At 59.5% G+C, this 22,122-nt stretch carries 23 protein-coding genes; 14 read left to right on the forward strand and 9 right to left on the reverse strand.

Annotated features, from left to right (window positions below):
* Positions 1 to 116: 116 nt before the first annotated feature.
* The 3 genes from NW833_RS04785 to NW833_RS04795 all read left to right on the forward strand — a co-directional run bounded on the left by NW833_RS04785 (position 117) and on the right by NW833_RS04795 (position 2,644).
* Positions 117 to 914, forward strand: coding sequence for a Tic22 family protein (locus tag NW833_RS04785; RefSeq protein ID WP_414411727.1), 798 nt, complete (start codon positions 117 to 119; stop codon positions 912 to 914).
* Entirely contained in the window at positions 851 to 1,813 is a 963-nt protein-coding gene (gene prmC, locus NW833_RS04790) for a peptide chain release factor N(5)-glutamine methyltransferase (protein ID WP_414411728.1), read from the forward strand. The genes NW833_RS04785 and prmC overlap by 64 nt, the downstream gene beginning before the upstream one ends.
* 150 nt (positions 1,814 to 1,963) lie before the next feature.
* Positions 1,964 to 2,644 (forward strand): sensor histidine kinase, encoded by a 681-nt coding sequence (locus NW833_RS04795; RefSeq protein WP_414411729.1) that lies wholly within the window; start codon positions 1,964 to 1,966, stop codon positions 2,642 to 2,644.
* 3 nt (positions 2,645 to 2,647) lie between these two features.
* On the opposite strand, the gene psb27 is transcribed toward NW833_RS04795, so the two are convergent.
* Positions 2,648 to 3,049, reverse strand: a complete 402-nt coding sequence (gene psb27, locus NW833_RS04800) for a photosystem II protein Psb27 (RefSeq protein WP_414411730.1) — start codon at positions 3,047 to 3,049, stop codon at positions 2,648 to 2,650.
* Positions 3,050 to 3,109: 60 nt separating this feature from the next.
* On the opposite strand from psb27, the gene NW833_RS04805 reads away from it, so the two are divergent.
* Together NW833_RS04805 and NW833_RS04810 are read left to right on the forward strand one after the other, a co-directional pair.
* The gene (locus tag NW833_RS04805; RefSeq protein ID WP_414395617.1) at positions 3,110 to 3,850 is read left to right on the forward strand and encodes an NnrU family protein; all 741 of its coding nucleotides are present in this window, start codon (positions 3,110 to 3,112) and stop codon (positions 3,848 to 3,850) included.
* 34 nt (positions 3,851 to 3,884) lie between these two features.
* A complete protein-coding gene (locus NW833_RS04810; RefSeq protein ID WP_414411731.1) occupies positions 3,885 to 4,274 on the forward strand; it encodes a thioredoxin family protein in 390 nt (129 codons plus the stop codon).
* Here the strand turns inward: NW833_RS04810 and NW833_RS04815 are convergent.
* The 6 genes from NW833_RS04815 to NW833_RS04840 form a co-directional block, all read right to left on the reverse strand.
* Positions 4,214 to 5,806 (reverse strand): hydantoinase B/oxoprolinase family protein, encoded by a 1,593-nt coding sequence (locus NW833_RS04815; RefSeq protein ID WP_414411732.1) that lies wholly within the window; start codon positions 5,804 to 5,806, stop codon positions 4,214 to 4,216. The two genes, NW833_RS04810 and NW833_RS04815, sit on opposite strands and share 61 nt — an antisense overlap.
* The gene (locus tag NW833_RS04820) at positions 5,799 to 6,113 is read right to left on the reverse strand and encodes a hypothetical protein (RefSeq protein ID WP_414395611.1); all 315 of its coding nucleotides are present in this window, start codon (positions 6,111 to 6,113) and stop codon (positions 5,799 to 5,801) included. The genes NW833_RS04815 and NW833_RS04820 overlap by 8 nt, the downstream gene beginning before the upstream one ends.
* Positions 6,114 to 6,117: 4 nt before the next feature.
* Positions 6,118 to 6,639 (reverse strand): PDZ domain-containing protein, encoded by a 522-nt coding sequence (locus NW833_RS04825; RefSeq protein ID WP_414395609.1) that lies wholly within the window; start codon positions 6,637 to 6,639, stop codon positions 6,118 to 6,120.
* Positions 6,640 to 6,885: 246 nt separating this feature from the next.
* Positions 6,886 to 8,064: a sulfate adenylyltransferase gene (gene sat, locus NW833_RS04830; protein WP_414411733.1), complete on the reverse strand. Its 1,179-nt coding sequence runs from the start codon at positions 8,062 to 8,064 to the stop codon at positions 6,886 to 6,888.
* 108 nt (positions 8,065 to 8,172) lie between these two features.
* A complete protein-coding gene (locus NW833_RS04835) occupies positions 8,173 to 8,523 on the reverse strand; it encodes a hypothetical protein (protein ID WP_414395605.1) in 351 nt (116 codons plus the stop codon).
* A gap of 110 nt (positions 8,524 to 8,633) precedes the next feature.
* Complete coding sequence (locus NW833_RS04840; RefSeq protein WP_414411734.1) at positions 8,634 to 9,416, reverse strand: ParA family protein; 783 nt, start codon at positions 9,414 to 9,416, stop codon at positions 8,634 to 8,636.
* 78 nt (positions 9,417 to 9,494) lie between these two features.
* On the opposite strand from NW833_RS04840, the gene NW833_RS04845 reads away from it, so the two are divergent.
* The 4 genes from NW833_RS04845 (at position 9,495) to NW833_RS04860 (ending at position 13,537) form a co-directional block, all read left to right on the forward strand.
* The gene (locus tag NW833_RS04845; protein WP_414411735.1) at positions 9,495 to 10,781 is read left to right on the forward strand and encodes a glucose-1-phosphate adenylyltransferase; all 1,287 of its coding nucleotides are present in this window, start codon (positions 9,495 to 9,497) and stop codon (positions 10,779 to 10,781) included.
* 127 nt (positions 10,782 to 10,908) lie between these two features.
* A complete protein-coding gene (locus NW833_RS04850; protein ID WP_414411736.1) occupies positions 10,909 to 12,681 on the forward strand; it encodes an ABC1 kinase family protein in 1,773 nt (590 codons plus the stop codon).
* A gap of 38 nt (positions 12,682 to 12,719) precedes the next feature.
* The gene (locus NW833_RS04855; RefSeq protein ID WP_414411737.1) at positions 12,720 to 13,094 is read left to right on the forward strand and encodes a hypothetical protein; all 375 of its coding nucleotides are present in this window, start codon (positions 12,720 to 12,722) and stop codon (positions 13,092 to 13,094) included.
* Between the two features lie 116 nt (positions 13,095 to 13,210).
* Positions 13,211 to 13,537, forward strand: coding sequence for a YggT family protein (locus tag NW833_RS04860; protein ID WP_414406038.1), 327 nt, complete (start codon positions 13,211 to 13,213; stop codon positions 13,535 to 13,537).
* Between the two features lie 108 nt (positions 13,538 to 13,645).
* Here the strand turns inward: NW833_RS04860 and NW833_RS04865 are convergent, their stop codons facing one another.
* On the reverse strand, positions 13,646 to 14,218 hold the full coding sequence (locus tag NW833_RS04865; RefSeq protein WP_414411738.1) for a Uma2 family endonuclease: 573 nt from the start codon (positions 14,216 to 14,218) through the stop codon (positions 13,646 to 13,648).
* A 148-nt stretch (positions 14,219 to 14,366) separates the two neighbouring features.
* On the opposite strand from NW833_RS04865, the gene upp reads away from it, so the two are divergent.
* Together upp and NW833_RS04875 are read left to right on the forward strand one after the other, a co-directional pair.
* Entirely contained in the window at positions 14,367 to 15,050 is a 684-nt protein-coding gene (gene upp / locus NW833_RS04870; RefSeq protein WP_414395589.1) for a uracil phosphoribosyltransferase, read from the forward strand.
* A 379-nt stretch (positions 15,051 to 15,429) separates the two neighbouring features.
* Complete coding sequence (locus NW833_RS04875; protein ID WP_414411739.1) at positions 15,430 to 16,137, forward strand: tetratricopeptide repeat protein; 708 nt, start codon at positions 15,430 to 15,432, stop codon at positions 16,135 to 16,137.
* Between the two features lie 307 nt (positions 16,138 to 16,444).
* On the opposite strand, the gene NW833_RS04880 is transcribed toward NW833_RS04875, so the two are convergent.
* Positions 16,445 to 17,230, reverse strand: a complete 786-nt coding sequence (locus tag NW833_RS04880; RefSeq protein ID WP_414411740.1) for a hypothetical protein — start codon at positions 17,228 to 17,230, stop codon at positions 16,445 to 16,447.
* 491 nt (positions 17,231 to 17,721) lie between these two features.
* On the opposite strand from NW833_RS04880, the gene NW833_RS04885 reads away from it, so the two are divergent.
* From NW833_RS04885 to NW833_RS04895, 3 genes are read left to right on the forward strand one after another with little or no spacing between them, the layout of a single operon-like run.
* The gene (locus NW833_RS04885; RefSeq protein WP_414411741.1) at positions 17,722 to 18,009 is read left to right on the forward strand and encodes a DUF2103 domain-containing protein; all 288 of its coding nucleotides are present in this window, start codon (positions 17,722 to 17,724) and stop codon (positions 18,007 to 18,009) included.
* Between the two features lie 41 nt (positions 18,010 to 18,050).
* Positions 18,051 to 19,421, forward strand: a complete 1,371-nt coding sequence (locus NW833_RS04890) for a TIGR03279 family radical SAM protein (RefSeq protein WP_414411742.1) — start codon at positions 18,051 to 18,053, stop codon at positions 19,419 to 19,421.
* Positions 19,422 to 19,425: 4 nt separating this feature from the next.
* Complete coding sequence (locus NW833_RS04895; protein ID WP_414411743.1) at positions 19,426 to 21,966, forward strand: UPF0182 family protein; 2,541 nt, start codon at positions 19,426 to 19,428, stop codon at positions 21,964 to 21,966.
* The last annotated feature ends 156 nt before the right edge of the window (positions 21,967 to 22,122 follow it).

The raw sequence follows: 22,122 nt of genomic DNA on the forward strand, positions 1-22,122 counted from the left end.
GCAACAAGAACAAGGCGCGACGTTGGGAGTAGATGATGGAAATGATGCACAGCAAGGCAGCGCCACCTTTGCGATTCTCTGGCCGCTCTGCAACTCAGGCCGGCAGACGGACAGCAATGGCGTTAGCCCTCCGTAGCACTCTGCTGCTGGGGCTGGTGGGGATCCCCGTATTGGCTCAGGGGAGCTTCTGGCCGGCTCCGGTAGTGGCAGCCCCCCTGAGTCGTCAGGAGGTAGCCGAGCGGCTCAATCTGGTGCCGGTTTTTGCCATTGTCTCGCAGAACGGCACCCCTGTGGTTGCCAACGTGGAGCGGGAGGGTCGCACCGTTCAGGTGGTTTCTCTTTGGCTAGATCAAAACCAAGCCCAGCAAGCCCTGGAGCAGGTGAAGGCCAAAAACCCCGAGATAGGCAAGCAAGCCCGAGTGGTGCCCATCCCCCTAGGTTATGCCTATGAGAAATCGGAAGAAGAGCGAGCTAAAAATAGCAATCTGTACTTTGAGGTGGTGCCCCGCCCTGGCGATGTAGAGGCAGCCAAGCAGGTGCTCAAAGAAACGGGGCAAAAGGTGCCCCCAGAGGCCATTGGCGTGCCTCTGTTCTATGGCCGCTCCCCCGAGGGGCTGCTGACCATCGAGCAGAATGGCCAGGAAGTGGTGCCTTTCTTTTTTGACCGCAACGACCTAAAGAAAGCTCTGGAGCGGGCGGCGGCGCAAAACCCCAGCGTGGTTGGCAAAACCCAGATTGAGGTCACTTCGCTAGCCATTGTGGTGGAGCGCATGTTGGCACCTGATGCCCAAGAGGATGTGCAAAAGATTGCCTTCATCCCACCGCGTGCCTCGCTGGAGTACGTGCAGTCGTGGATACGCTCCGCAACTCCCCAGGCCAGTCCCGCGGCCACGCCTCAACCTCAGCGCCGTTGAACCAAGCTGCAGAGGGATCCCGCTCGGCGCTAGTGGAAGAGTTGCTGGCATGGCGGGCGCAGGCTCTCCAGGCAGCCCAGGCTGCTGGCATTTCCCCGCAGGAAGTGGATCTCTTGCTTAGGGAGCATCTGGGCTGGGGGCCATTGGAACGGCTGCTGGGTCGGCCGCCAGTAGGGAAGGGGGATCCGCTGGCTGAGGTGGAGGCGCTGTGGCGGCGTCGGCTAGAGGAGCGCATCCCTCTGCAATACCTGCTAGGCAAGGTAGAGTGGGCAGGGCTGAGCTTGCAGGTAACGCCAGCAGTGCTGATCCCGCGCCCCGAGACTGAGCTGCTGGTGGAGCAAGCCTCCCTGTGGCTGCAGGCCAACCCTCTGCCCCCGGGCTCCCCTTTTGCTGACTTGGGTACCGGCAGCGGCGCCATCGCCATTGCCTTGGCCTATAGGCACCCCCAGCTGCAGCTTCTGGCCGTGGACGTGAGCCCGGCAGCCCTGGCAGTGGCAGCAGCCAACGTGACCGATCACGGGCTGCAGGAGCGGGTGCATCTGCTTGAGGGATCCTGGTTTACACCCTTGGATCCCTGGCGGGGTCGGCTGCGCGGCCTTGTCTCCAACCCTCCCTACATCCCTAGAGGGGAGCTAGATCACCTCATGCCTGAGGTGCGGCTGCACGAGCCGCGAGAGGCCCTGGACGGCGGGGAAGATGGGCTGGTTCATCTGCGGGTGTTGATTGAGGGCGCGCCGGATTATCTAGCCCCCAACTCCTTCTGGGCAGTGGAGGTGATGCAGGGCCAGGCACCTTGGGTGGCCGAGCAGCTGCGAGCGCAGGGGTGTTACCAGCAGATCCAGGTGCACCGGGATCTGGCCGGGATTGAGCGGGTAGTCAGCGCCTGCTTTGTCGGGTAAAAAAATGGTGAGCAGCGTTGCCAGCCCAGAGAGGGGCCAAGAGCTGCTGCCGCCAATGACGGGTTGCCTTTCCAGTTGAGCAAAGCCTTGCCTGCCACCCCCCCCGATCCTCCCTCTTTCCCGCCTGCCCCTGCCGCAGACCAGGAGGGGATGGACTGGCAGTTTGCCTTTGAGCGCTCTGAGGTGATGCGCGCTTTTCAGCAGGAGCTTCTGGTGAGTATCGGCCACGAGCTGCGCAATCCCCTCAGCAGCCAGATGGGAGCCCTGCAGTTGGTGTTGTCCAACCTGTGCGACTCTCGAGAGGAGGAGCGAGAGTGCCTGCAGAGCGCCAAGGAGGCGGTGGAGCGCCTGCTCAAGCTGCTGGAAGAATACACTCGCCTGGCTCGCCACGACCTGCCCATTCAGCCGCTGCGGCCAAGGCCAACGCGCCTGCGTCCTCTTTTGCAAGAGATCCACAGCCTCACTCGGCTCCAGGCCCAGGATCGGGGCATCCGCTACGACTGGACCGCTCTTCAGTCCTCTTGGCTTCCCGACAGCCTCACTGTCTGGGCGGATCCCCATGGCTTGGTGCAGGCGCTGCTGGGCGTGTGTCGCTGGGGCATTCGCACCCTCTGCTACGGCTCAATGGCTTTGAGCGCCTATCCTGGCGGGGAGGAGCACTTCTGTCTGGAGTGGAAGCTTGAAGGGCGGTGCTGCCTGCCCATCCAGCCACAAGACAGCGCCGCCTGGCGGGTTAGCGAGCGGCTCCTAAGGGAAATGGGAGGCCAGCTGGAGCTGTGGGAGAGCGGACTCCACCGCGTTGGCATTAGAGCAACGCTGCGCCTTGCCTAAAGCTTAACCCTCACGGCGCAAGGCCATCTCTGCCCGATCCAGTTGCATCAGCACCCGCTCTAGCTTTTCTGGGTCCAGCGGTCGATCCGAGGTGCGGTAGTGGGAGGCCACGGTGTTGAACACCGTGCGCAGGGTCGTGAAGGATGGCAACTTGTTGTAGCGAGGGCCATGGTAGCGCCCTACAAATTCTTGCATGGCCTCCATGACCTCCGCCCGTGCCTCCTCCGGCTTGAGGACAGGATCCCCCTCCAAGAGAGCCGTGCGCAGCGTTTGGATGATGGTCATGCTGTCTTCGTAATACTTGCCAGTGAGACGGGCTGCTTGCGCGCCTGGGATCGCCCAGCCCAGGATAAGGGCTATCGCCAGGAGCAGGCCGACAAGACGTAGGAAGAGAGTCTTCTGCATGGGGAGTCGAATGTAACTTATCTTTAAGCTAAGCATAGGTCACGGCAACCGCGAAAGAGGATGTCACCCCCCCTTTTTAGCCACTGGCTGCCAGGGCTGGCCCCCTACCGCTCCCATGCCATCATGCTGGGCATGATCTTGGGATTTGCCTGCGCCCACAGTGGACTAGCCTACTTGCGCCCCTGGGGAGAAGCGTGGCTGGGAGCGCGTCTGTACCGCCTTTTCTTTGTCCTGGTCAGTCTTAGCCTGGCGCCGCTGTTGCTCGTCTACTTTTCTAACCACTGCTACGACGGCGTAATCCTTTGGAATCTGCAGGCTGTTCCCGGGATCCACACTACCGTCGTCCTTTTGTCTGCGCTCTCGTTTTTCTTCCTGTATCCGGCCACCTTTAACGTGCTGGAGATTGTCGCCCTTCGCCAGCCGGAGATCCACTTGTTTACAACTGGGATCATCCGCCTCACCCGCCATCCCCAGCTAGTCGGTCAGGTCATCTGGTGTGTGGCCCATTCCCTGTGGATTGGCTCCAGTTTTATGCTGGTCACCTCGCTGGCGCTGGTGGCCTACCACCTATTTGCCGTTTGGCACGGGGATTACCGCCTGGAGCGCAAGTACGGCCACGCCTTCCGCGATCTCAAGGCCCGCACCTCCGTGATCCCCGGCTTAGCCATTCTGCAAGGGCGCCAGCAACTGTACCCGCGCGAGTTTCTCCGCTGGGCCTATCTGGGGGTGTTGAGCTTTGTTGTGATTCTTTATGCTTTCCATCCGCAACTGGTTTCTGCAGCCAGCAGAGTTGCCTGGTAGCATGATCCCAAACAACTGCTTTAGTTTGGGAGCAATGATCTCGCCAGTTGCTTTAGAGGCTTTTAATCAAGAACTTTTGACAAGCGATGGGTTGGTGTTGTTAGAGTTTGGCGCGCCTTGGTGCGGTTTGTGTCGCTTCGTTCAACCGCTTATCGACCGCCTGGCCTCCGAAGGGGAGAGATCCGTTGAGGTGGTGCGGGTGAATGTGGATAACAATTTTTGGCTGCCGCGCCGCTATCGGGTGCGCTCGCTGCCGACCTTAATTTTGTTTGAGAAAGGTCAACAAGTGCAAAGGCTGGAGCACTTTACCAGCCGCGAGGATGTGCTCCGCCGCTGCGAGCAGTTGTTGCTTGCCCATCTGGGCTACCCAACCTCCCGCGCCTGCCCCTCGCTGGAGCCCCAGGCGCCGCCGCCGGGGGTGTAGAGGGTCACCACATCGCCAGCTTTCAGGGGGCGGCTAATCTTGCTGGGCAGGGGTTCCCCATTGACAAGGTTGATCCCCACCTGGCCGGCTCCGCCGCCCTCTTCTCCTTGGGGGGCGTAGTAGCGGCGGTCGGTGAGAAGGGAAAGGGTGCAGTCTTGTAACACCTGGAGGGAGCGGATCAGCCCCCAGCCGCCCCGCTGCTGCCCAATGCCCCCAGAATCTTGGCGCAGCTCGTAGCGCAACACCCGCAGGGGATACTCCAGCTCTAGGGCTTCGATGGGGGTGTTGAGGGTATTGCTCAGGCCCACATGCACCCCATCCAGGCCTGGCCGCTGGCGACTGGCCCCTTGGCCGCCCCCCAGGGTTTCGTAGTAGGTAAAGTGGCGGTTGCCCAGGACACAGTTGTTCATGGTGCCCTGCCCTTGGGCCATGCTCCGCGATCCAGCCACCGGCGCCAGGGCTTTGAACACCACATCGGCAATGCGCTGCGAGGTTTCCACATTGCCGGCCACCACCGCCGCCGGAAATTGGGCGTTGACCAGGCAGCCGGGTGGGGCCACGATCTCGATGGGCTCCTCTAGCCCGGCATTGCTGGGAGCGGTGGGATCCAAAAGGCAGCGCAGGGCAAAGAGCACCGCCGAGCGGGTCACGGCCAGGGGGGCGTTTAGGTTGCCCGCCGTGGCTGGCGCCGTGCCGCTGAAGTCCACCCGCAACCTCTCCCCCTGCACTTCAATCTGCACTTGGATGCGGAGTGGCTTGGGCGGATCTCCCTCCCCTTCCAACCAATCTGCAGCCCTGTAGATCCCATCGGGCAGCGCGCGGATCTGGGCCTGCATCCGCCGCCGACTATAGGCAATCACTTCCGCAATGAGCTGCCAAGCCTCCTCCTCGCCAAAGCGAGCTAGCAGCTGGCGAAACCGGCTTGCCCCTACCACGTTGGCTCCCACTTGGGCCTGCAGGTCTCCGCGGCGCTGCTCAGGATTGCGCACATTGGCCAGAATAAGGCGCAGCAGATCTTCCTGCCAGCGCAACTCTCCTTCCAGAGAAAACCTGGCCAGCCGTACGGGTGGGATCACCAAACCCTCCTGCCAGATCTCGCTGGAATCAGCGGGCATGGAGCCGGGGCGCATCCCCCCGACGTCGGCATGGTGGGCGCGGTTTACCGCATAGGCGCAGACCTGGCTGGGATCCCGCAGGCCGGGAATGGCCGCCACCACGGTGATATCCGGCAGATGGGATCCCCCTTGATAGGGATCGTTGAGGACAAACACCTCTCCCGGCTGGGGGCCAGCTGCCACCACTGCCTGCACGGCTTGGGAAAGAGCGCCTAGGTGAACCGGGATGTGGGCCGCCTGGGCAATACAAGCCCCCTGGGCGTCAAACAAAGCCGTGGAGCAATCCCGCCGTTCCTTGATGTTGGCAGAGTAGGAGCCGCGAATGAGACGTGCCCCCATCTCCTCGGCAATCCCGGCCAGAGCGTTGGCCATGACCTGCAAGCGGATGGGGTTGGGTAGGGAGGAGCAGCTATCCATAGAGCCTTTGTTGCAGCCAAAGCGCTAGCCGGCGGATCCCCTGCCAGAACTGGAGCCGGCGCCGCCAGCGGCCAAGGGTGGTGCGATTGGCTTGCAGGCGAGCCCGCAGGTGGAGAAGCTCAGCCGAGGTAAGGGCCAAAGCCGGCTTTGCTGCTCTTTGCCAGTTGTCCAGAGCCCGCTCCGTAACCCAAAGCGCTGTGCGCAAGCGCAAGATTGGGCGAACTAAAGCAAGCAGGCCAAGAGCCAGCAAGCCGTTGAGGCCGCAGACCACCCAGACCGTCTCTGCTAGGCCTACCTCAGCGGTCACCCGCTTACCGCTGCTGCAGCATCAGGGGGCGCAACACGCGGCCATCGCCCACCACCACCACTGTGGATAGAACCTGCCCGCCGCGCCGGAAGGTAATCGGTAGCCGCTGGCCCACAGGGGTGTTTTGGATGAGCTGCTGAACCTGCTGCACCGAGGTGACCCGCTGTCCGTCGACCCCGAGGAGAATGTCGCCCTGCGCCAGACCTGCTTGGTGGGCCGGTCCATTCTGGAGGAGGCCAACGACCCGTATCCCTTGCAGGCGAGGGGCAGGGCCAAACAGGCGGCGGCTAATGGCGCCTTGAGGTGCCTGTTCATCTACCGTTTCAATAGCCACCCCAATGAAGCCGTTACCTGCAAAGGAGGAGGCAGGCAACACTTCGAAGCTGTCAACCTCAACCGTGGGGCTGGAGAAGTTGTAGGCTTCAGCCCCAACCCAGTTACAGGGGTAGGCCAGAGCAGCCTCTGCCAGCAGGAGGGAGGCGGGCAGGGCGAGGGCAAGCCTGGAAAGAAGGGTTGATTTCTGCATAGGTTGACCCTGGAAACGGCAAAGAAAACACAGTTGCCTCCGCCGCGCGCTGGGGTCGAGCCACTAGCCCAGGGTAGGTAGCGGAAGGCTTAGGTGGGCAGCTTGCACCACCCTCCCCTCAGTGATAAACCCAAAATCGGCAACTGTCGATAGGCCAGGTCGTTAACCTCTGCAAAATCTGCCCCGTGCCTTCGAGCTCTCGGCTAGGTCTAGAATCCAGCGCCTGGGTGGTTTCCCACCAAGAGGCTAGGAGGAGCTGCGTTCTCGCATGGCCTCCACAAGGAGCTGGGCCACTTCGGGGCGGGAGAACTCCGGCGGCGGCACTTCGCCACGGCGCAGCATTTCCCGCACCTTGGTGCCCGAGAGGTGAATGCGCTGGTGGGGCTGGCTGGGACTGGTCTTGACCGTGGCCATGGTGCCCGTGACGGTGCAGTAGAAGGCGTGTTCAAACTTGAGGGGGATGATGCCCAGCTCCTCGGGCCGGAACTCGTCGAAAATGTGCTGGGCGTCATAGGGGCCGTAGTAGTTGCCTACCCCAGCGTGATCCCGGCCCACAATGAAATGGGTGCAGCCGTAGTTTTTGCGAACAAGGGCGTGGAAGATGGCTTCCCGCGGTCCTGCATAGCGCATGGCTGCAGGGTTAATGGCCAAGATCACCCGCTCTTTGGGGTAGTACTTTTCAATCAACACCTCATAGCAGCGCATGCGCACCTCGGCGGGAATGTCGTCGCTTTTGGTGGCTCCCACCAGCGGGTGGAGAAACAGGCCGTCCACAATTTCCAGAGCGCACTTCTGGATATACTCGTGGGCGCGATGGATGGGGTTGCGAGTCTGAAAACCGACAATCGTCTTCCACCCTCTTTCCCGAAACAGTTGCCGCGACTGAGCTGGATCAATCTGGTAGGCCGGAAAAAGGGGATGCGGATCCCGCTGCAGGAGCGTGACAGGGCCGGCTAGGTAAACGGATCCCTGTTCGTAGAGCACCTTCACCCCTGGGTGTTGTTCATCCGTAGTGCGGTAGACCTGCTGCGCCTCGCGGGTTTTGTCGTAGGTAAATTTCTCGGTCAGTTCCAACACGCCCAAAAGCTTGCCCTCAGCATTGGCTAGGGCCACGGTTTGCCCTTCCTTGAGCCCGGCAGCTATTTCCTCCGAAACTGGCAGCGTAATCGGCAGCGACCATGCCAGGCCGTTGGCCAAGTGCATTGTCTCCAAAACCGAATGGTAATCTTCCCGCCCCATAAAGCCCGTCAGCGGGCTGTAGCCCCCGATGGCAATCATCTCGAGATCCGATTGAGCCCGCTCGTCGAGGCGGATAACAGGGCAGTGTTGGGCCTTGGAGCGGAGCTCCTCCGCCTCCTCAGGCGAGGCAATGCGGTTAACTAGAGTACCTCCGTGGGGTGGAATGGCATCGCCAGAAGCCGTCATCTTTGCCTGGGACGCAGTCATAGCGTAAAGACTAGGGATCCCCAACCATACACCCCCCTTCCCCTGGGTGCAATACTCAACTGTTTGGGCAGGGGATCCCAGCTTGGCCTAGTCCAGCATGTAGGGGGGCATGTCTTCGTCAGTGGGGGATACATTGTCAAAGATAGGCCGATTGAGGATCTTCTTGGGTGCCTGCAGGGGGGAGGCAGAGGTTTGGGGCTTAACCGGCAGCGTGGCCTGCCCTTGGCGGCTTTGCAGTTCCTGGATGGTTTTGGCCCGCTCATCCGCCACTGCCTGGAGTTGGACCAGTGCCTTTTGCAATTCGTCGCGGTGGGCTGTGACTTGCTCGAGTTGAGCCTGTAGGCTGGAGATTTTGTTTTGGTATTCCTGAAGCTGCCGTTGGGCCTCCGCCAACTGGCCTTTGAGGGCTTCGAGTTCCGACGTTTCTGCGGTAGACATTGCCGTTTCCTCACGTCCAGGGGTGGAGGGGGAGTCTGACTTTACTTTGCGCCGGGCGGGGCGGCGGGGGGCTCCTCCCGCACGAGAAAACAAGCTACGCTCAGACCCAGTCACAGGAGCACCTCACGTTCAACAAACTGCAGCAGGCGCCCACACACGGCCGCCCCGGGCCGATAGTCCATGACCGTCAGGCCATAATCAAAAGCTGTGCGCAAGTCGCTACTATCTGGAATGGTAACGGGTGAGAGCACATCCGCAAAAATCTGTTGCGCTTGCACGTACAACTGTCCAGTGTGAGATCCCGACCAAATGCCGCCGGGCAGGTAGCGGTCGTCCAACATGGTCAGGACAGCGCGGGCCTGGCTCAGCTCGCCCTTGAGGGTCTCGATATAGCGCAGGGTCTCTTCTGTGCAGGAGAAGTCGGCGCGGTTGAGCCGTGTCGGGATCAACACCCGCTGGGCTGCCCGCAAAGCATTGGCGGTGAGGGCATTCAGCTCCCCTGGCGTGTCGAGAAAGATAAAGTCGTACTCCGACAGCAAGGGATCCAGTTGACGCTGGAGGAGGTTTTGGCCCGCCTCCCCGGAAGCCGCTAGGTGGGCTGCCACTTCGGCCATGGTGCGGTGGGAGGGCGCCACATCCACTCCCTTGTCGGTGCAATAGATGACTTCCTCCAGAGGCCGCTGGTGGTGAGGGTGGAGGCTAGCCCAAACGGTCTCCTCCGGGGGAAGGGATCCGGCCTCTTCGAGGTAAAAGCTGCTGGCGGTGGTTTGGGAGGTGAGATCGACTAGCAGAACGGCGTGGCCCCGCTGGGCCGTCAACTGGGCCGCGTGGACGCAGAGGGTGGACTTGCCAGTGCCGCCCTTGTTGTTGGTAAAGGCCAGGATGCGTGCCATCAGCTTCCCCAGGGCCGTTGCAGCCGCTTCCCCTCGCCGCGGTCTATGCTATTGGGTGTAACCTGGTGGAGAACCACCATGCGCGATGTACTGGCAATTATCCTAGGCGGTGGGCGGGGCACCCGCCTCTATCCTCTAACCAAGCGCCGCGCCAAGCCGGCTGTACCTCTAGCAGGCAAGTATCGCCTTATCGACGTTCCGGTTAGCAACTGTATCAATTCCGATATCGATAAGATCTACGTCCTCACGCAGTTCAACTCCGCCTCGCTAAACCGCCACATCATCAATACCTACCGCATGTCTCCCTTCACCGGCGGCTTTGTAGATATCCTAGCGGCCCAGCAAACCCCTGATAACCCCGACTGGTTCCAGGGCACGGCTGACGCCGTTCGCCAATATCTCTGGCTGATGGACTCCTGGAAGCCGCGTGACTTCCTCATCCTCTCTGGGGATCACCTCTACCGCATGGACTACCGCCCCTTTATTCACTATCACCGGCAAACTGGAGCGGATGTGACGCTGGCGGTGCTCCCCTGTGAAGAAAAAGTGGCCTCCAGCTTTGGCTTGCTCAAGATTGACGCCGAGGGGCGCGTGATCGATTTCAAGGAAAAGCCGCAAGGGGAGCTGCTAGAAGCCTGCCGAGTCGATACCCAAGTCCTCGGCCTCAGCCCAGAAGAGGCGAAAGCCAAGCCTTACATCGCTTCTATGGGCATTTATGTGTTCAAGCGGGAAGCTTTGATCGAGATGCTGCAGGTGAAGGAGCACACCGACTTCGGCAAAGAAGTGCTGCCGGCAGCCATCGGCAAGTACCACCTGCAGGCCTACCCCTTCAAGGGCTACTGGGAGGACATCGGCACCATCGAGGCCTTCTATCGGGCCAACCTGGCCTTGGTGCAGCAGCCCAACCCGCCCTTCAGCTTCTTCGACAGGGACATGCCCATCTACACCCGCCCGCGCTTTTTGCCTCCCAACAAGATCCTCGACTCCCACATTGTCAACTCCATGATTGCCGACGGCTGCATCATCAAAAACGCCCAAATTCGCAACTCCATCATCGGCATTCGCAGCCGCATAGAGGCCAATGCCGTTATCGAAAACACCCTGGTCATGGGGGCCGACTACTACGAGTCGGCAGAAGAGCGGCAGGCCAAGCTGGAGGCCGGGATCCCGCCGGTGGGCATCGGGCCCAACTCCCACATTGCCAACGCCATTGTGGACAAGAACGCCCGCATCGGCCGCAACGTCCGCATCATCAACAAAGATCACGTCACCGAAGCCCAGCGGGAAGAGGAAGGAATCTGGATTAGCAACGGCATTGTCACCATCATCAAGGACTCGGTGATCCCGGACAACACCGTCATCTAAGCAAGGTCGTGGCTGCAGCGGGCCGAAGCTAAAGGAGGTGCTGTTAAAGAAAGTGAAGAAAAATCAGGTAACTTTTGCCATTACGATAGGTATTGCTCGTTTAAGACGACGGTGAGATCCCTGGAGCGTGCCTAACCAGATTGTCTCTGTTGCTGATCTAGAAGTTTACGATCCGCAGGTTATTGCCCGTTACTACCGCTGGCGTCTGCCCCAAGTGGTGGCGCGGGCACTGGCCATCCTTGGCCCTCTCTTGTGGTTTGTTCTCTGCCTGCGCTGGGATCAGCTCTGGGGGCAGGGCAATCGCAAGGTGCCCCAGCGTGCGGCGCAGCTGCGCAAACTGCTCACCGACCTGGGGCCGACGTTCATCAAGGTAGGGCAGGCCCTCTCCACCCGGCCCGACTTGGTGCGCAAAGACTACTTGGAGGAGCTGACCAAGCTGCAGGATCAACTGCCCAGCTTTCCTTCAGAGGAGGCGTTTGCCTGCATTGAGGCGGAGCTGGGCCGTCCAATTGCCGAGATTTACGCCCAGATCTCGCCCGAGCCGGTGGCTGCGGCCAGCCTGGGCCAGGTTTACAAGGCGCAGTTGCACAGCGGCGAATGGGTGGCGGTCAAGGTGCAGCGGCCTCACCTGCGGGAGCGGCTGAGCCTGGATCTCTACCTCATCCGCTGGGCCTCCACCTGGCTGGGCCCTTGGTTGCCCCTCAACCTGGGCAACACCTTGACAGCGGTGGTGGATGAGTTTGGCCGCAAGCTCTTTGAGGAGATTGACTACCTCCAGGAAGGACGGAACTGCGAGCGCTTTGCTGAATACTTTCGCGACGATCCCGATGTATATGTGCCGCGCATCTTCTGGGCCTACAGCACCCGCCGCGTGTTGACCCTGGAGTGGATTGACGGCATCAAGCTCACCGATGTGGAGCGCATTCGGGCCGCCAACTTGGAGGTGAAACGATTGGTGCGCATCGGTGTGGTAGCCGGCCTAAAGCAGTTGCTGGAATACGGCTTTTTCCACGCCGATCCCCACCCGGGCAACCTGTTTGCCCTGCCGGATGGCCGCCTGGCCTACATCGACTTCGGCATGATGGACCAGCTCACCGACCAGATGAAGGAGTACCTGGTGGATGCGCTGGTCCACCTGGTGGATCGCGACTACAACGCCCTGATTGACGATTTCATTCACCTGGGCTTTTTACAGCCGGATGTAGATCGGCAAGAGCTGCTCCCTGCTCTAGAAACGGTGTTGGCGGATGTGCTGAGGCAGGAGGTGGCTAACTTCAACTTCAAAACCGCCACCGACCAGTTCTCCGATTTGATGTACCGCTACCCCTTCCAGGTGCCCTCCCACTTTGCCTTGGTGATCCGCTCTTTGGTTACCCAGGAGGGGGTGGCCCTCAGTCTCTATCCGCAGTTTCGCATCGTCGGCGTGGCCTATCCCTACGTGGCCAAGCGCCTGCTGACCGATGAATCCCCTCGTATTCGCCAGCGGCTGTTGCAAGTGCTGATTAAGGATGGCAAGTTCCGCTGGAACCGCCTGGAGAACCTGCTTCAAGTTGCCCGCAGCGATGGTGGGCTGGATTGGATCCCTGCTGCCCGCATGGGCTTGCGCTATCTCATGTCGGAGGAAGCACGGGAGCTACGCCGCCAGCTAATCCTCTCGCTTACAGAAGATGATCGCCTGCACTTCGAGGAGTTGCAGCGGCTGTGGCGGGTAGTCAGCCCTGACTTGTCACTAGCTCACCTTTGGCAAGCCGCTCTGGCCTCCTTGCCCTTGACCAACAGACTGGAGGCTATCTTGGCCGGGTTGAGGGAGCAGGTGCAAGATTACCTGGAAAATTTGAGCCAATGGCGACTCCCCCAGCTCTGGCCTCGTTTGCTGGCAGGGGTGGGGCAAGAGAGCTAGAACGGAAGAAGGGAGACTCAATTGACTGGGACGCAAGCGTGGCAGATCGGCAGAGTGATTTCATTGCTGGTGTGGTAACGGGGGCTGTGGTGGGAGGGATCCTCGGCGGGATCCTTGGGCTGGTGCTCGCCTCCAGAGTAGGTAGGGAATCCGCTGAAGGTCAAGGCCGGGATCCCGAGCGCCTCGACGGCACCGCCACTAGCCCTGAATGCCCCCGCTCTCGAGGGCTGGGGAAAGCAACGGAGTCCAGCTTGAGGAGCTGGAGGGAGTGGGAGCAGGAGGCAGAACGGATTGCCCAGGTTCGCCGCACCCTCGAAGCCAAAATTGCCGAGCTCAACGAGGCCATTCAGGCCACGCGGGCCCAATTGCTCATCAAGGAAACCTCCTCCCGAGCTGTGGAGGAAAAGTCTTGAGCAAAGGATCCCTGTCCATGCCAAACTAGAGGCGGCAGAGGTTCTGCCGGCGCTACCCTAAGCCGACTGCTCTGCCGATAAGCTGTGGATGAGTCCTTTCCCCCTTTTCCAGTCATATGCTTAGCCACGTGTTGTCCTCTCTTGCTGGCCTAGACGACCTCCCTCTGGGGTTGGTCTACAGCGGTGCGGTCTCTTTGCTGTTTCGCTCCCTTTACCAGTTCATCGTCATCTACAACGCCCTGCTGATCGTGCGGATTTTGCTAAGCTGGTTCCCGCAACTGAACTGGTCTAACCCTATCCTGTCGGTGCTTAGCCAGCTTACGGATCCCTATCTCAACCTCTTCCGCGGCATTATTCCCCCCATCGGCGGCTTGGACTTCTCCCCCTGGTTGGCCTTCCTCTTGCTGAGTTTTGCCCTACAGGTGGTGGGCCAGTTTGCCTAGTTGCTGGGCCAGCCAGGCGCTGGGCTTTCTCGGGCTCATCCAGTTCTTGCATTTCCCGCCGATAGGTGCCAGCACGCTCGGGGTTGCCGACGGCCATGGGCAGGCCAGTCATTCCCAGATTAAGGTGAGATCGGCAACGAAGCCGGGGAGGACGGGATCCCCTTCTAGGGAGGTGGGCCGCTCTAGAACCTGGACAGGCTGGCCTGGACGGTAGACGTAGGCCCTTTGGCTTTCCGGGTCAATCAGCCAGCCCAGTTGGGAGCCGTTTTCGAGGTACTCCTGCAGCTTGGCCTGCAAAGTGGCCAGGTCATCACTCGGGGAGCGCAGTTCCAAGACAAAGTCTGGACAAAGGGGTGCAAAGCGGCGCCGCTGCTCTGGAGTCAGCTGCTGCCAGCGCTCCCTGGCAACCCAGGCGGCATCGGGAGAGCGAATGGCCCCGTTGGGCAGGGCAAAACCCGTGGAGGAGTCGAATACAAGTCCCAAGTTTGTGCGTCGGTTCCACTGCCAGAGCTGGCCCAGCAGGTCGGCACTGCGAAGTCCGCTCTCACTGCCGACGGGGGCCATGGCCACTAGCTCCCCTTGGGCAGTGCGCTCCAAGCGCAGCTCAGGATTCTGCCGACAGAGCTGTTCAAAAACTTCATCTGTTAGCTCCAGGCTGGGCCGCAAGTTGAGGGAGATCATCCCGTCCCACTGGCGCGAACAGAAGACTGGAGGAGGCGCTGGCGCTATTGTAACTAAACGCGGCGAGGAAGCCAGAGGAAAAGCTGGCAGCTAGGGAACGGCGGGGAAGGCTAAGAAGAAGGCTTGCCTCCTACCCCTGCAAGCCGCTATGCTACCGCCCAGGTTGAGGCATCCTCCGGTGGCAAGTCAGCAACTGCGGGTTTACGTCCCTCCCCATCCCCTCATCAAGCACTGGCTAGCCGTGGCCCGCGATAGGGAGACCCCCATGCCTCTTTTTCGCACGGCTTTGGTGGAGTTAGGCCGCTGGCTGACCTACGAGGCGATGCGGGAGTGGATCCCGACCCAAGCGGTGCAGGTGCAAACTCCTCTGGAAGCTGCGGCAGCAGAAGTTATCGCCCCCAACACGCCGCTAGCCATCGTGCCCATTTTGCGGGCTGGCCTGGCCATGCTGGAAGGCTGTCAGGCCCTCTTGCCCCAAGCACGGATTTTTCATGTGGGCTTGGTGCGGGACGAGGAGACGCTGCAGGTGAGTTGTTACCTCAACCGCCTGCCGGAGCGGATTCCAGATCAGATGCGCATTCTCATCCCTGAGCCAATGTTGGCCACGGGGGGTACCTTGCTGTGGGTTTTGGATGAGCTGAAAAAACGGGGAGCGGATCCCAGCTTGGTAAGGATTGTCAGCGTCTTGGCCGCACCGCCAGGGCTGCAGCGACTGGGATCCCATTACCCAATGGTGCAAGTTTTCTGCGCCATGATCGACGAGCGGCTAAACGACCGGGGGTTTATCCTGCCCGGGCTAGGGGATGCTGGGGATCGCGCTTTTGGCACTTGAGTTCCGTTGCTGCTTGCCCAAGAGGTTCCGATTTGGGGACTGAACAGCCCCGGCGTTGGCAGCGGCCACGGGGATCCCTTGGTGAAGAACCAGAACGGGCGCAACAGCGTGAGTACAGCGAGATTTTTAGCTATTTCGGGGATCTAGCCACCCTAAAGGCAGCCCTTGCCCACCAGGAGGCCCCAGCCAGCCCTTCGCACTGGTATCTCAATCTGGCCTTTTTGCGCTGGATGGAGTGGAAAGTCGTGCTTCCCAGTCCAATTGCGGATAGTCTCTGGAGTGAGGCCGTTGCCTCGGTGGGCCCGGGATCCAGTTCGCTTCCTTTCCCGGCCGTGAGGGGTGGAACAAGTGGTGTTGAGGTGGCTGGAGGAAACCGATCATGGTGAGGAATAAGCAACAAACCGGTGGACAGGCTGCTCCCTGGGGCCTGAGTTCAGTAGTATGCCTGCTGGGTTTGGCGGTGGGCCTGCCTGCCTATGCGCAGCCGCCTATGAATTTGCTCACCGGCGAGCCAACAGTGGCCCAACTCAAGGAAGATGCAGCTCGTTACCTGCAGATGGGCTTTTACACCTTAGCCATCAACGCCTACCGGGCCGCCCTTGAACTAGAAGACAAAGCCCAAGTGCTTCCCAGGGAGCGGGATCCTGACGTGCCCTTTAACCTCGGCTTGATCTACGCCCGCCAAGGCAAGCTGGCAGAGGCGCGAGCCGCCTTCCAACGCTCAGTGGAGGTGGATCCCACTAGCTTTAAGGCCCGCTACCAGTTGGCGCTGGTGGATCTTAAGTTAGGGAACCTGGTGGCGGCCAAGGAGCAGCTTACCCTCTTGGCCCATGCTGCCCGCAGCAACCCCGAAACCTACAGCCACATTCAATCCCTGCTGGCCCCCTTGGAGTCGATCCCTCTGCCTGGCCAACAGACCAACGACCTCTCTTCTCCTCTAGCCGTCGATTCGGAAGCAGGCAAACTTTCGCCCGAACCCGAGAAAAACAAAACAGCTCCTCTGCCGGTAGCAACCCCAGAAAAGCAGTCGGAAGAGGAGAAGCCTCTTTCTGCCCTGCAGCGGCTGCGCCGGGAGGAGAGGGACTAGATCCCTTTCTGTCAGCAAGCGGTTGGGGACAGACAGCTACGGCCTGGGAAGAAGAGCCAGCCATACTCAGAGAGCTGTTGGGACGGCAGCTTTCTCCAGTGTGGCTGATACTTAGGACGGGGTTAAAGCAGCAATAGAATCCCCCTGGCATTGATCCTAGGCCGGCAGGAGGAGCAAAATCTTGGAGTCCTGATCCTCAGACGAGCTTTTTGGCGGCAAAACCAGATCTTGCCATTCCCGGTAGCTGAGGCCAAGCCGAACCATTTCATTGATTTCGTGTCTGTAGCCTTCCAATCTTCTGTGCAATTCAATCATGGACTGGGCAGCCGCTATAACTTGCTATAACTTGATTAGCTCGAGACATCAAACCGAGGATGACTTCTCTCCGAGCGCCAGTGTTCCACGGCATGCGATCCCATAACGTCCATTCTACTCCAACCAAAGATGGGGCAACGAGGGCAAGGATAGCATTCCTAGATTTTAGCGGTATGCTATCAGTCCAGGATTCAATGCTACATGTGTTGAAAATAGCCGTGAGTATATGTTCATCAGACAGCTTATCTATATTTGACTCAGCCGTTACATACTTAAGAATTTCCAAAATGCTTGACAGTCTAACTCCTTGACAGGCACTGTGAAGATATCCTGAAGGATCTTCAAAAAGAAGCTTGACGTACTTCCTAATACGAGGTTTCAGAATCTCCTCGGCCTCAGCCAAGCGCTTAAGAGCTATCTCGTGCTCTTTAAGCTCTAAGTAACACTTAGTCTCTGTAACATAGACTAAAGATAGGATTAAGATGTACTCACGGGACAAAATACAGTTACCTTCATTCCAGTCAGAATCCCAAGCAGCTTGATAATAGTGCTCAGCCTCAAGTAAGGGCTGAATGACCTCGCTCACCAGCCGCCTCCTGCTGGACGAAGAAGACATCTTTAGAGCTATCTCTGCAACTTCAATTGCAGACTTAGTTTTAGCAAAGATCGATCTGTCTATTTTGTTCTTGATTTCAGAGATGGAGGCCTGAAGATTTTGGATCCGTGAATCAATTTGATTAAGCTTGGAGATGACGACTGCAAAGCCTATGGCAGACAAACCCAAGTTAGCTAGACCAAGAGCGGTGTTGAATTAAGTCAAGCCTAAGACGGTATTCAGTGTATTCCCGATAGCGATTAATTTTAGGTTAATTTGTCCCAAATGAATGTTGGCAATAATCCCGTTGACAATGTCCAACCCGGGAATTCATTTACCAATGCTATCTGCAAGTGTCAAGCCTCCAGTTTCTCTCAGCCAGGCTACCACCCGCTTAGAAGCCACTTCTCTCACAACACCGCCTATGCGCTCATAGGTGCCATCTTGCAGGCCTTTCAGGATGGCTTCGGGAATGTCTAGGATGACTTGCTCAGCAAATAAATCAGCAGCTCCTTGTCCTTGGTGCCATCAGACTAGCACAAAGAAAACCTTCTGAAAGTACTTGTACTTAAAGGTTTGCTAAAGCTTGAGGGAGGCCAGTCTCTTTGTTCTCAGTCGTAAAGGCGAGAGCCTATCATGGAAGTCTAGCCTCTCCTTACCGTTAGTCTGCCACTATGTCTGAGCCTTCTGGTCGCTTAGTTTGGAACCATTCCACTCACATCTCTGGCTTGATCCCTGTTTTGGAGTGCTTGACTCGACAACCAGGCATTAAAACTGTAACGCCAGGTGCCTTGTCTTGCGCTCGTGGGCGGATCCCGAAGTTACAGCTGCGGGTTTCTATTCCCATTCGAGGGGGGTACAAGTTAGTTGCCCGCAAGGGCAGCAGCGTGCAAGAGGTCTTTGTGGTTACCGACCTCAGCCAGTCGGAGCTGGAAGCAGCGATTCGCCGCTGTTTAGAGTAGGTTTGAGTTTCTTGACAACGCAGCCCCGCCTTGGGCGCGCTATGTCCCGCGCTAGCGTCAAGCCCGCCCGCATTAGCGCCGTCCTGCCCGGATCCCTGGCGGCAAAGGCAGGCATTCAACCGGGGGAGGCGCTGGTGAGCATCAATGGCGAGCGGCCCCGCGACCTCATTGACTATCGCTTCCTCATTGCCGAGGAATACCTCTGCCTGGAGATCCTGGACAGCCAAGGGATCCCGCGCACGGTTGAGCTGGAAAAAGACGTTGACGAGGATCTGGGGCTGGAGTTTGAGACGGCTTTGTTCGATGGCCTCATCCAATGCAACAACGCCTGCCCCTTTTGCTTTATCGACCAACAGCCCCCTGAGATGCGGGCAACCTTGCATCTCAAAGACGACGACTACCGCCTCAGCTTTCTCTACGGCAGCTACCTCACCCTCACCAACCTGACCGCTCCCGAGTGGGAGCGCATTGCCCGCCTGCGCCTTTCTCCTCTTTATGTGTCGGTACATGCCACCGACCCAGAGCTGCGCAGCCGCCTGCTCAGAAACCCCCGCGCCGGCCTCATCTTGGAGCAGTTGGCCTGGTTTCGCCAACACCGCCTGCAACTGCATGCCCAGGTGGTGGTCTGCCCAGGCTGGAACGATGGGGAGCACCTCACCCGCACGCTCTTGGATCTAGCCGCTTTTCGTCGGCCAGAAGAAGGGATCCCAACCGTCCTCTCGGCGGCAGTGGTGCCAGTGGGGCTGACCCGCTTTCGCCCCCCCAATGATGAGCTGATCCCGGTGGATGCTGCCAAGGCGGCGGAGGTGATCGATCAGGTGGAAGCGCTACAGGCGCAGTTTCGGCAAGAATTGGGATCCACCTTTGCTTGGCTAGCCGATGAGTGGTATCTGCTGGCGGGTCGGGAATTGCCGCCGGAAAAACACTACGAAGATTACCCCCAACTGGGCAATGGGGTGGGATCCCTGCGGCTTTTTCTCAGCCAATTCGAGCAGCTCAAACTGCCGCTGGAGATCCCTGCTCCTCTCAAATTGCTCTGGGTGGTGGGCAATGCGGTGGAGCGAGCCTTCCAGCCTGTGGTGGAGCGGATGAACAGTATCCGCAGGTTGCAGTTACATCTTTTGCCCCTTGCCAGCCAATTCTGGGGACAAACCCTGACGGTAACCGGGCTGCTGACAGGGCAGGACATCCTCAACGCTTTGAAATCGGTTGAGAACCTGGCAAGTTACGACGGCCTGCTTCTGCCCCAGATTACCCTCAAGGATGGGGAGCGCTTCCTAGATGACCTCACCTGGCAAGACCTACAAGCCCAGGCTGGGATCCCGGTGGTGCGGGTGGACGGTGGTCCAGCGGGCTTGCTGGAGGCAGTGCAGCAGCTAGGATCGAGGGCAAGTTTGGACAGGACGCCATGAGGCCATGCAATGGCTGCGGCGAGGCGTGCTCCTGCTGCTCTGGGCGGGGCTAGGGATTCTGGCCATTACAGCCTTGGCCTCTTTCTACGTCGATCTGGCCTGGTTTGCCGAACTAAACGCCCTGCCAGTACTCTGGACACGGGTATTTGCCCGCTGGGGGCTGGGCCTAGGCGCCTTTGTCTTTGCCCTGGCAGTGGTAGGAGTCAACATCCGCGCCTGCTGGCGGGGAACAAACCCAGCCTGGGCCTGGGCCATTGCGTTGGGCCTGAGCGGCTGCTTGGCCTGGTTTCTTTCCCAGCACTGGTTTACGCTGCTGCTTTGGCTGCACCAAGTGCCTGTGGGAGAGTTGGATCCAATCTTTAACCGCGATCTGGGCTTTTTTCTTTTCAGCTTGCCCTTTTGGGAAAAGCTCCAGCACTGGTGCTTCAACCTGGTGCTATTGACCTTGGTTGCCGTTGCTCTCATCTACCTTGTGGAGCTGGGACTCTCGGAACAGCGGCTGACGCTGGCCCTTTCCCTGTTTGCCCAGCGGCACTTGCTCATCCTGGGGGGAGCTCTGTTTTTGCTTCGGGCCTGGGGCCACTGGCTGGAGCGCTACAAGTTACTCTACTCCACCCGCGGCGTGGTTTTTGGAGCCGGTTTTACCGATGTGCACGCCACTTTGCCAGCTACCACTTTGATGAGTGGGGTAGCTTTTCTAACTGCCCTTGGCTTCTGGGCCTTGGCCCGCCAAGGGATCCGCCTCAACCTTCCCTTGTTCAAATCCTGGTGCCCCCCCTGGGCCAGCTCCCTACTGGCGCCAGCTCTGCTGTGGGGAGCCTACCTGGGGTTTGGGTTACTAACTACCCGGCTTTACCCCCACTTGGTGCAGACCTTCTTGGTTACCCCCAACGAGCTGGAGCTGGAACGCCCCTACCTCGAGCACAACATCCGTTTTACCCGCGCCGGCTTTGGCTTAACCCAGGTGGAGGTCAAGCCCTTCCCGGAGGAGGGATCCCTTACCTGGGAGATCCTGCAGCAAAATCAATCTACCCTGAGCAACGTGCGCCTTTGGGATGCGGAGCCCTTGTTGGCCACCTACCGCCAGCTCCAGGAGATCCGCCCCTACTACCAGTTTCCCTATGTGGATGTGGATCGCTACCGCATAGGGGGAGAGCTGCGCCAAGTCATGCATGCAGCACGCGAGCTGGACTTTGCCCAGGTACCCCCCGCGGCCCAAACTTGGGTTAACCGGCGCTTTTTCTACACCCACGGCTATGGCCTCACCCTCAGCCCAGTTAACGTGGTTACTCCGGAGGGGCTGCCAGACTTTTTTCTAGCGGATATCCCACCGCGGATTTCCCCGCGCTACCCGGAGGTAGCGGAGGTGCTGCAGGTGGATCAGCCGGCCCTCTACTACGGCGAGCTAACCACCACCGAGGTGTTTGTCGGCGCAGAGGCAAGAGAGCTAGACTACCCTGCTGCCGACCACTACGTCTACAGCAGCTACCGCGGCACAGGGGGTGTCCCCATTCCTCACCTTTGGCAGCGCTTTCTCTATGCCTGGCACTTCCGGGATCTGCGCATTCTCCTCAGCCGTGAGCTTTCCCCCAACACCCGCTTTCTCTACCGCCGCCAAATCCGCGAGCGGGTGCGCCAGGTGATGCCCTTTTTGCTCTACGACCAGGATCCCTACCTGGTGATTCAAGGCGGTAAGCTCTACTGGTTTTTCGACGCCTACACCACCAGCAGCCACTACCCCTACTCCGAGTACCTGCCTGACTTTCCCTTCAACTACATCCGCAACTCCGTCAAGGCGGTGCTGGATGCCTACAACGGCAGCATCAACTGGTACATAGCTGACCCTCAGGATCCTCTCATCCAAACCTACGCCCGCATCTACCCCACGCTGTTCAAGCCCCTGGAGGCCATGCCGGAGCCGCTGCGGCAGCACCTCCGCTACCCCCAGGATCTCTTCCGGCTGCAGGCCCAGCAATTTGCCACCTACCACATGACGGATCCCCGCCTTTTCTACAACCGGGAAGATCAGTGGCAGATCCCCAACCAATTCCGCAGAGGGCGGCGCCTCCCCATGCAGCCCCAGTACCTCATCCTCACCTTGCCGGAGGAGCGGCAGAAGGGATCCCCCAACGAACCTGAGTTCGTCTTGCTCTCTCCCTTCACCCCCCTCAACAAGCAAAACATGGTGGCTTGGATGGCCGCCCGCTGCGATGGGGAAAACTACGGCAAGTTGCTGGTGTACGAGTTTTCCAAGCAGCGTCTCATCTACGGCCCGGAGCAGGTGGAGGCGCGGGTGAACCAGGATCCCGCCATTTCCGAGCAAATTGCCCTCTGGAACGAGCACGGGTCGCGGGTCACCCTAGGTACCCTGCTGGTTATCCCCATCGAGACCTCCCTTCTCTATGTCCAGCCTCTCTACCTGGAGGCGGAACAGAGCCGCCTGCCTCAGCTTACCCGGGTCATCGCCGCCTACGAAGACCGGGTGGTCATGGAGCCAACCCTCGCCCAGGCTCTAGAAGCCCTCTTCTCCCCCACTCTCCGCTGAGCCAGGATTTGCTGAGGGAGAGTTGACAGAACTTAACGGTTGGATTAAGGTTAGGTTGTCCATCTTCGCACTTCCACAGGGAAGTTAGGCTTTATGACCACTGTTCTCCAACGTCGCTCAGCTAGCAACGTGTGGGAGCAGTTCTGCGAGTGGGTG

The sequence above is a fragment of the Synechococcus sp. O70.1 genome (assembly GCF_047462215.1).
In the GTDB taxonomy this organism is placed as follows: domain Bacteria; phylum Cyanobacteriota; class Cyanobacteriia; order Thermostichales; family Thermostichaceae; genus Thermostichus.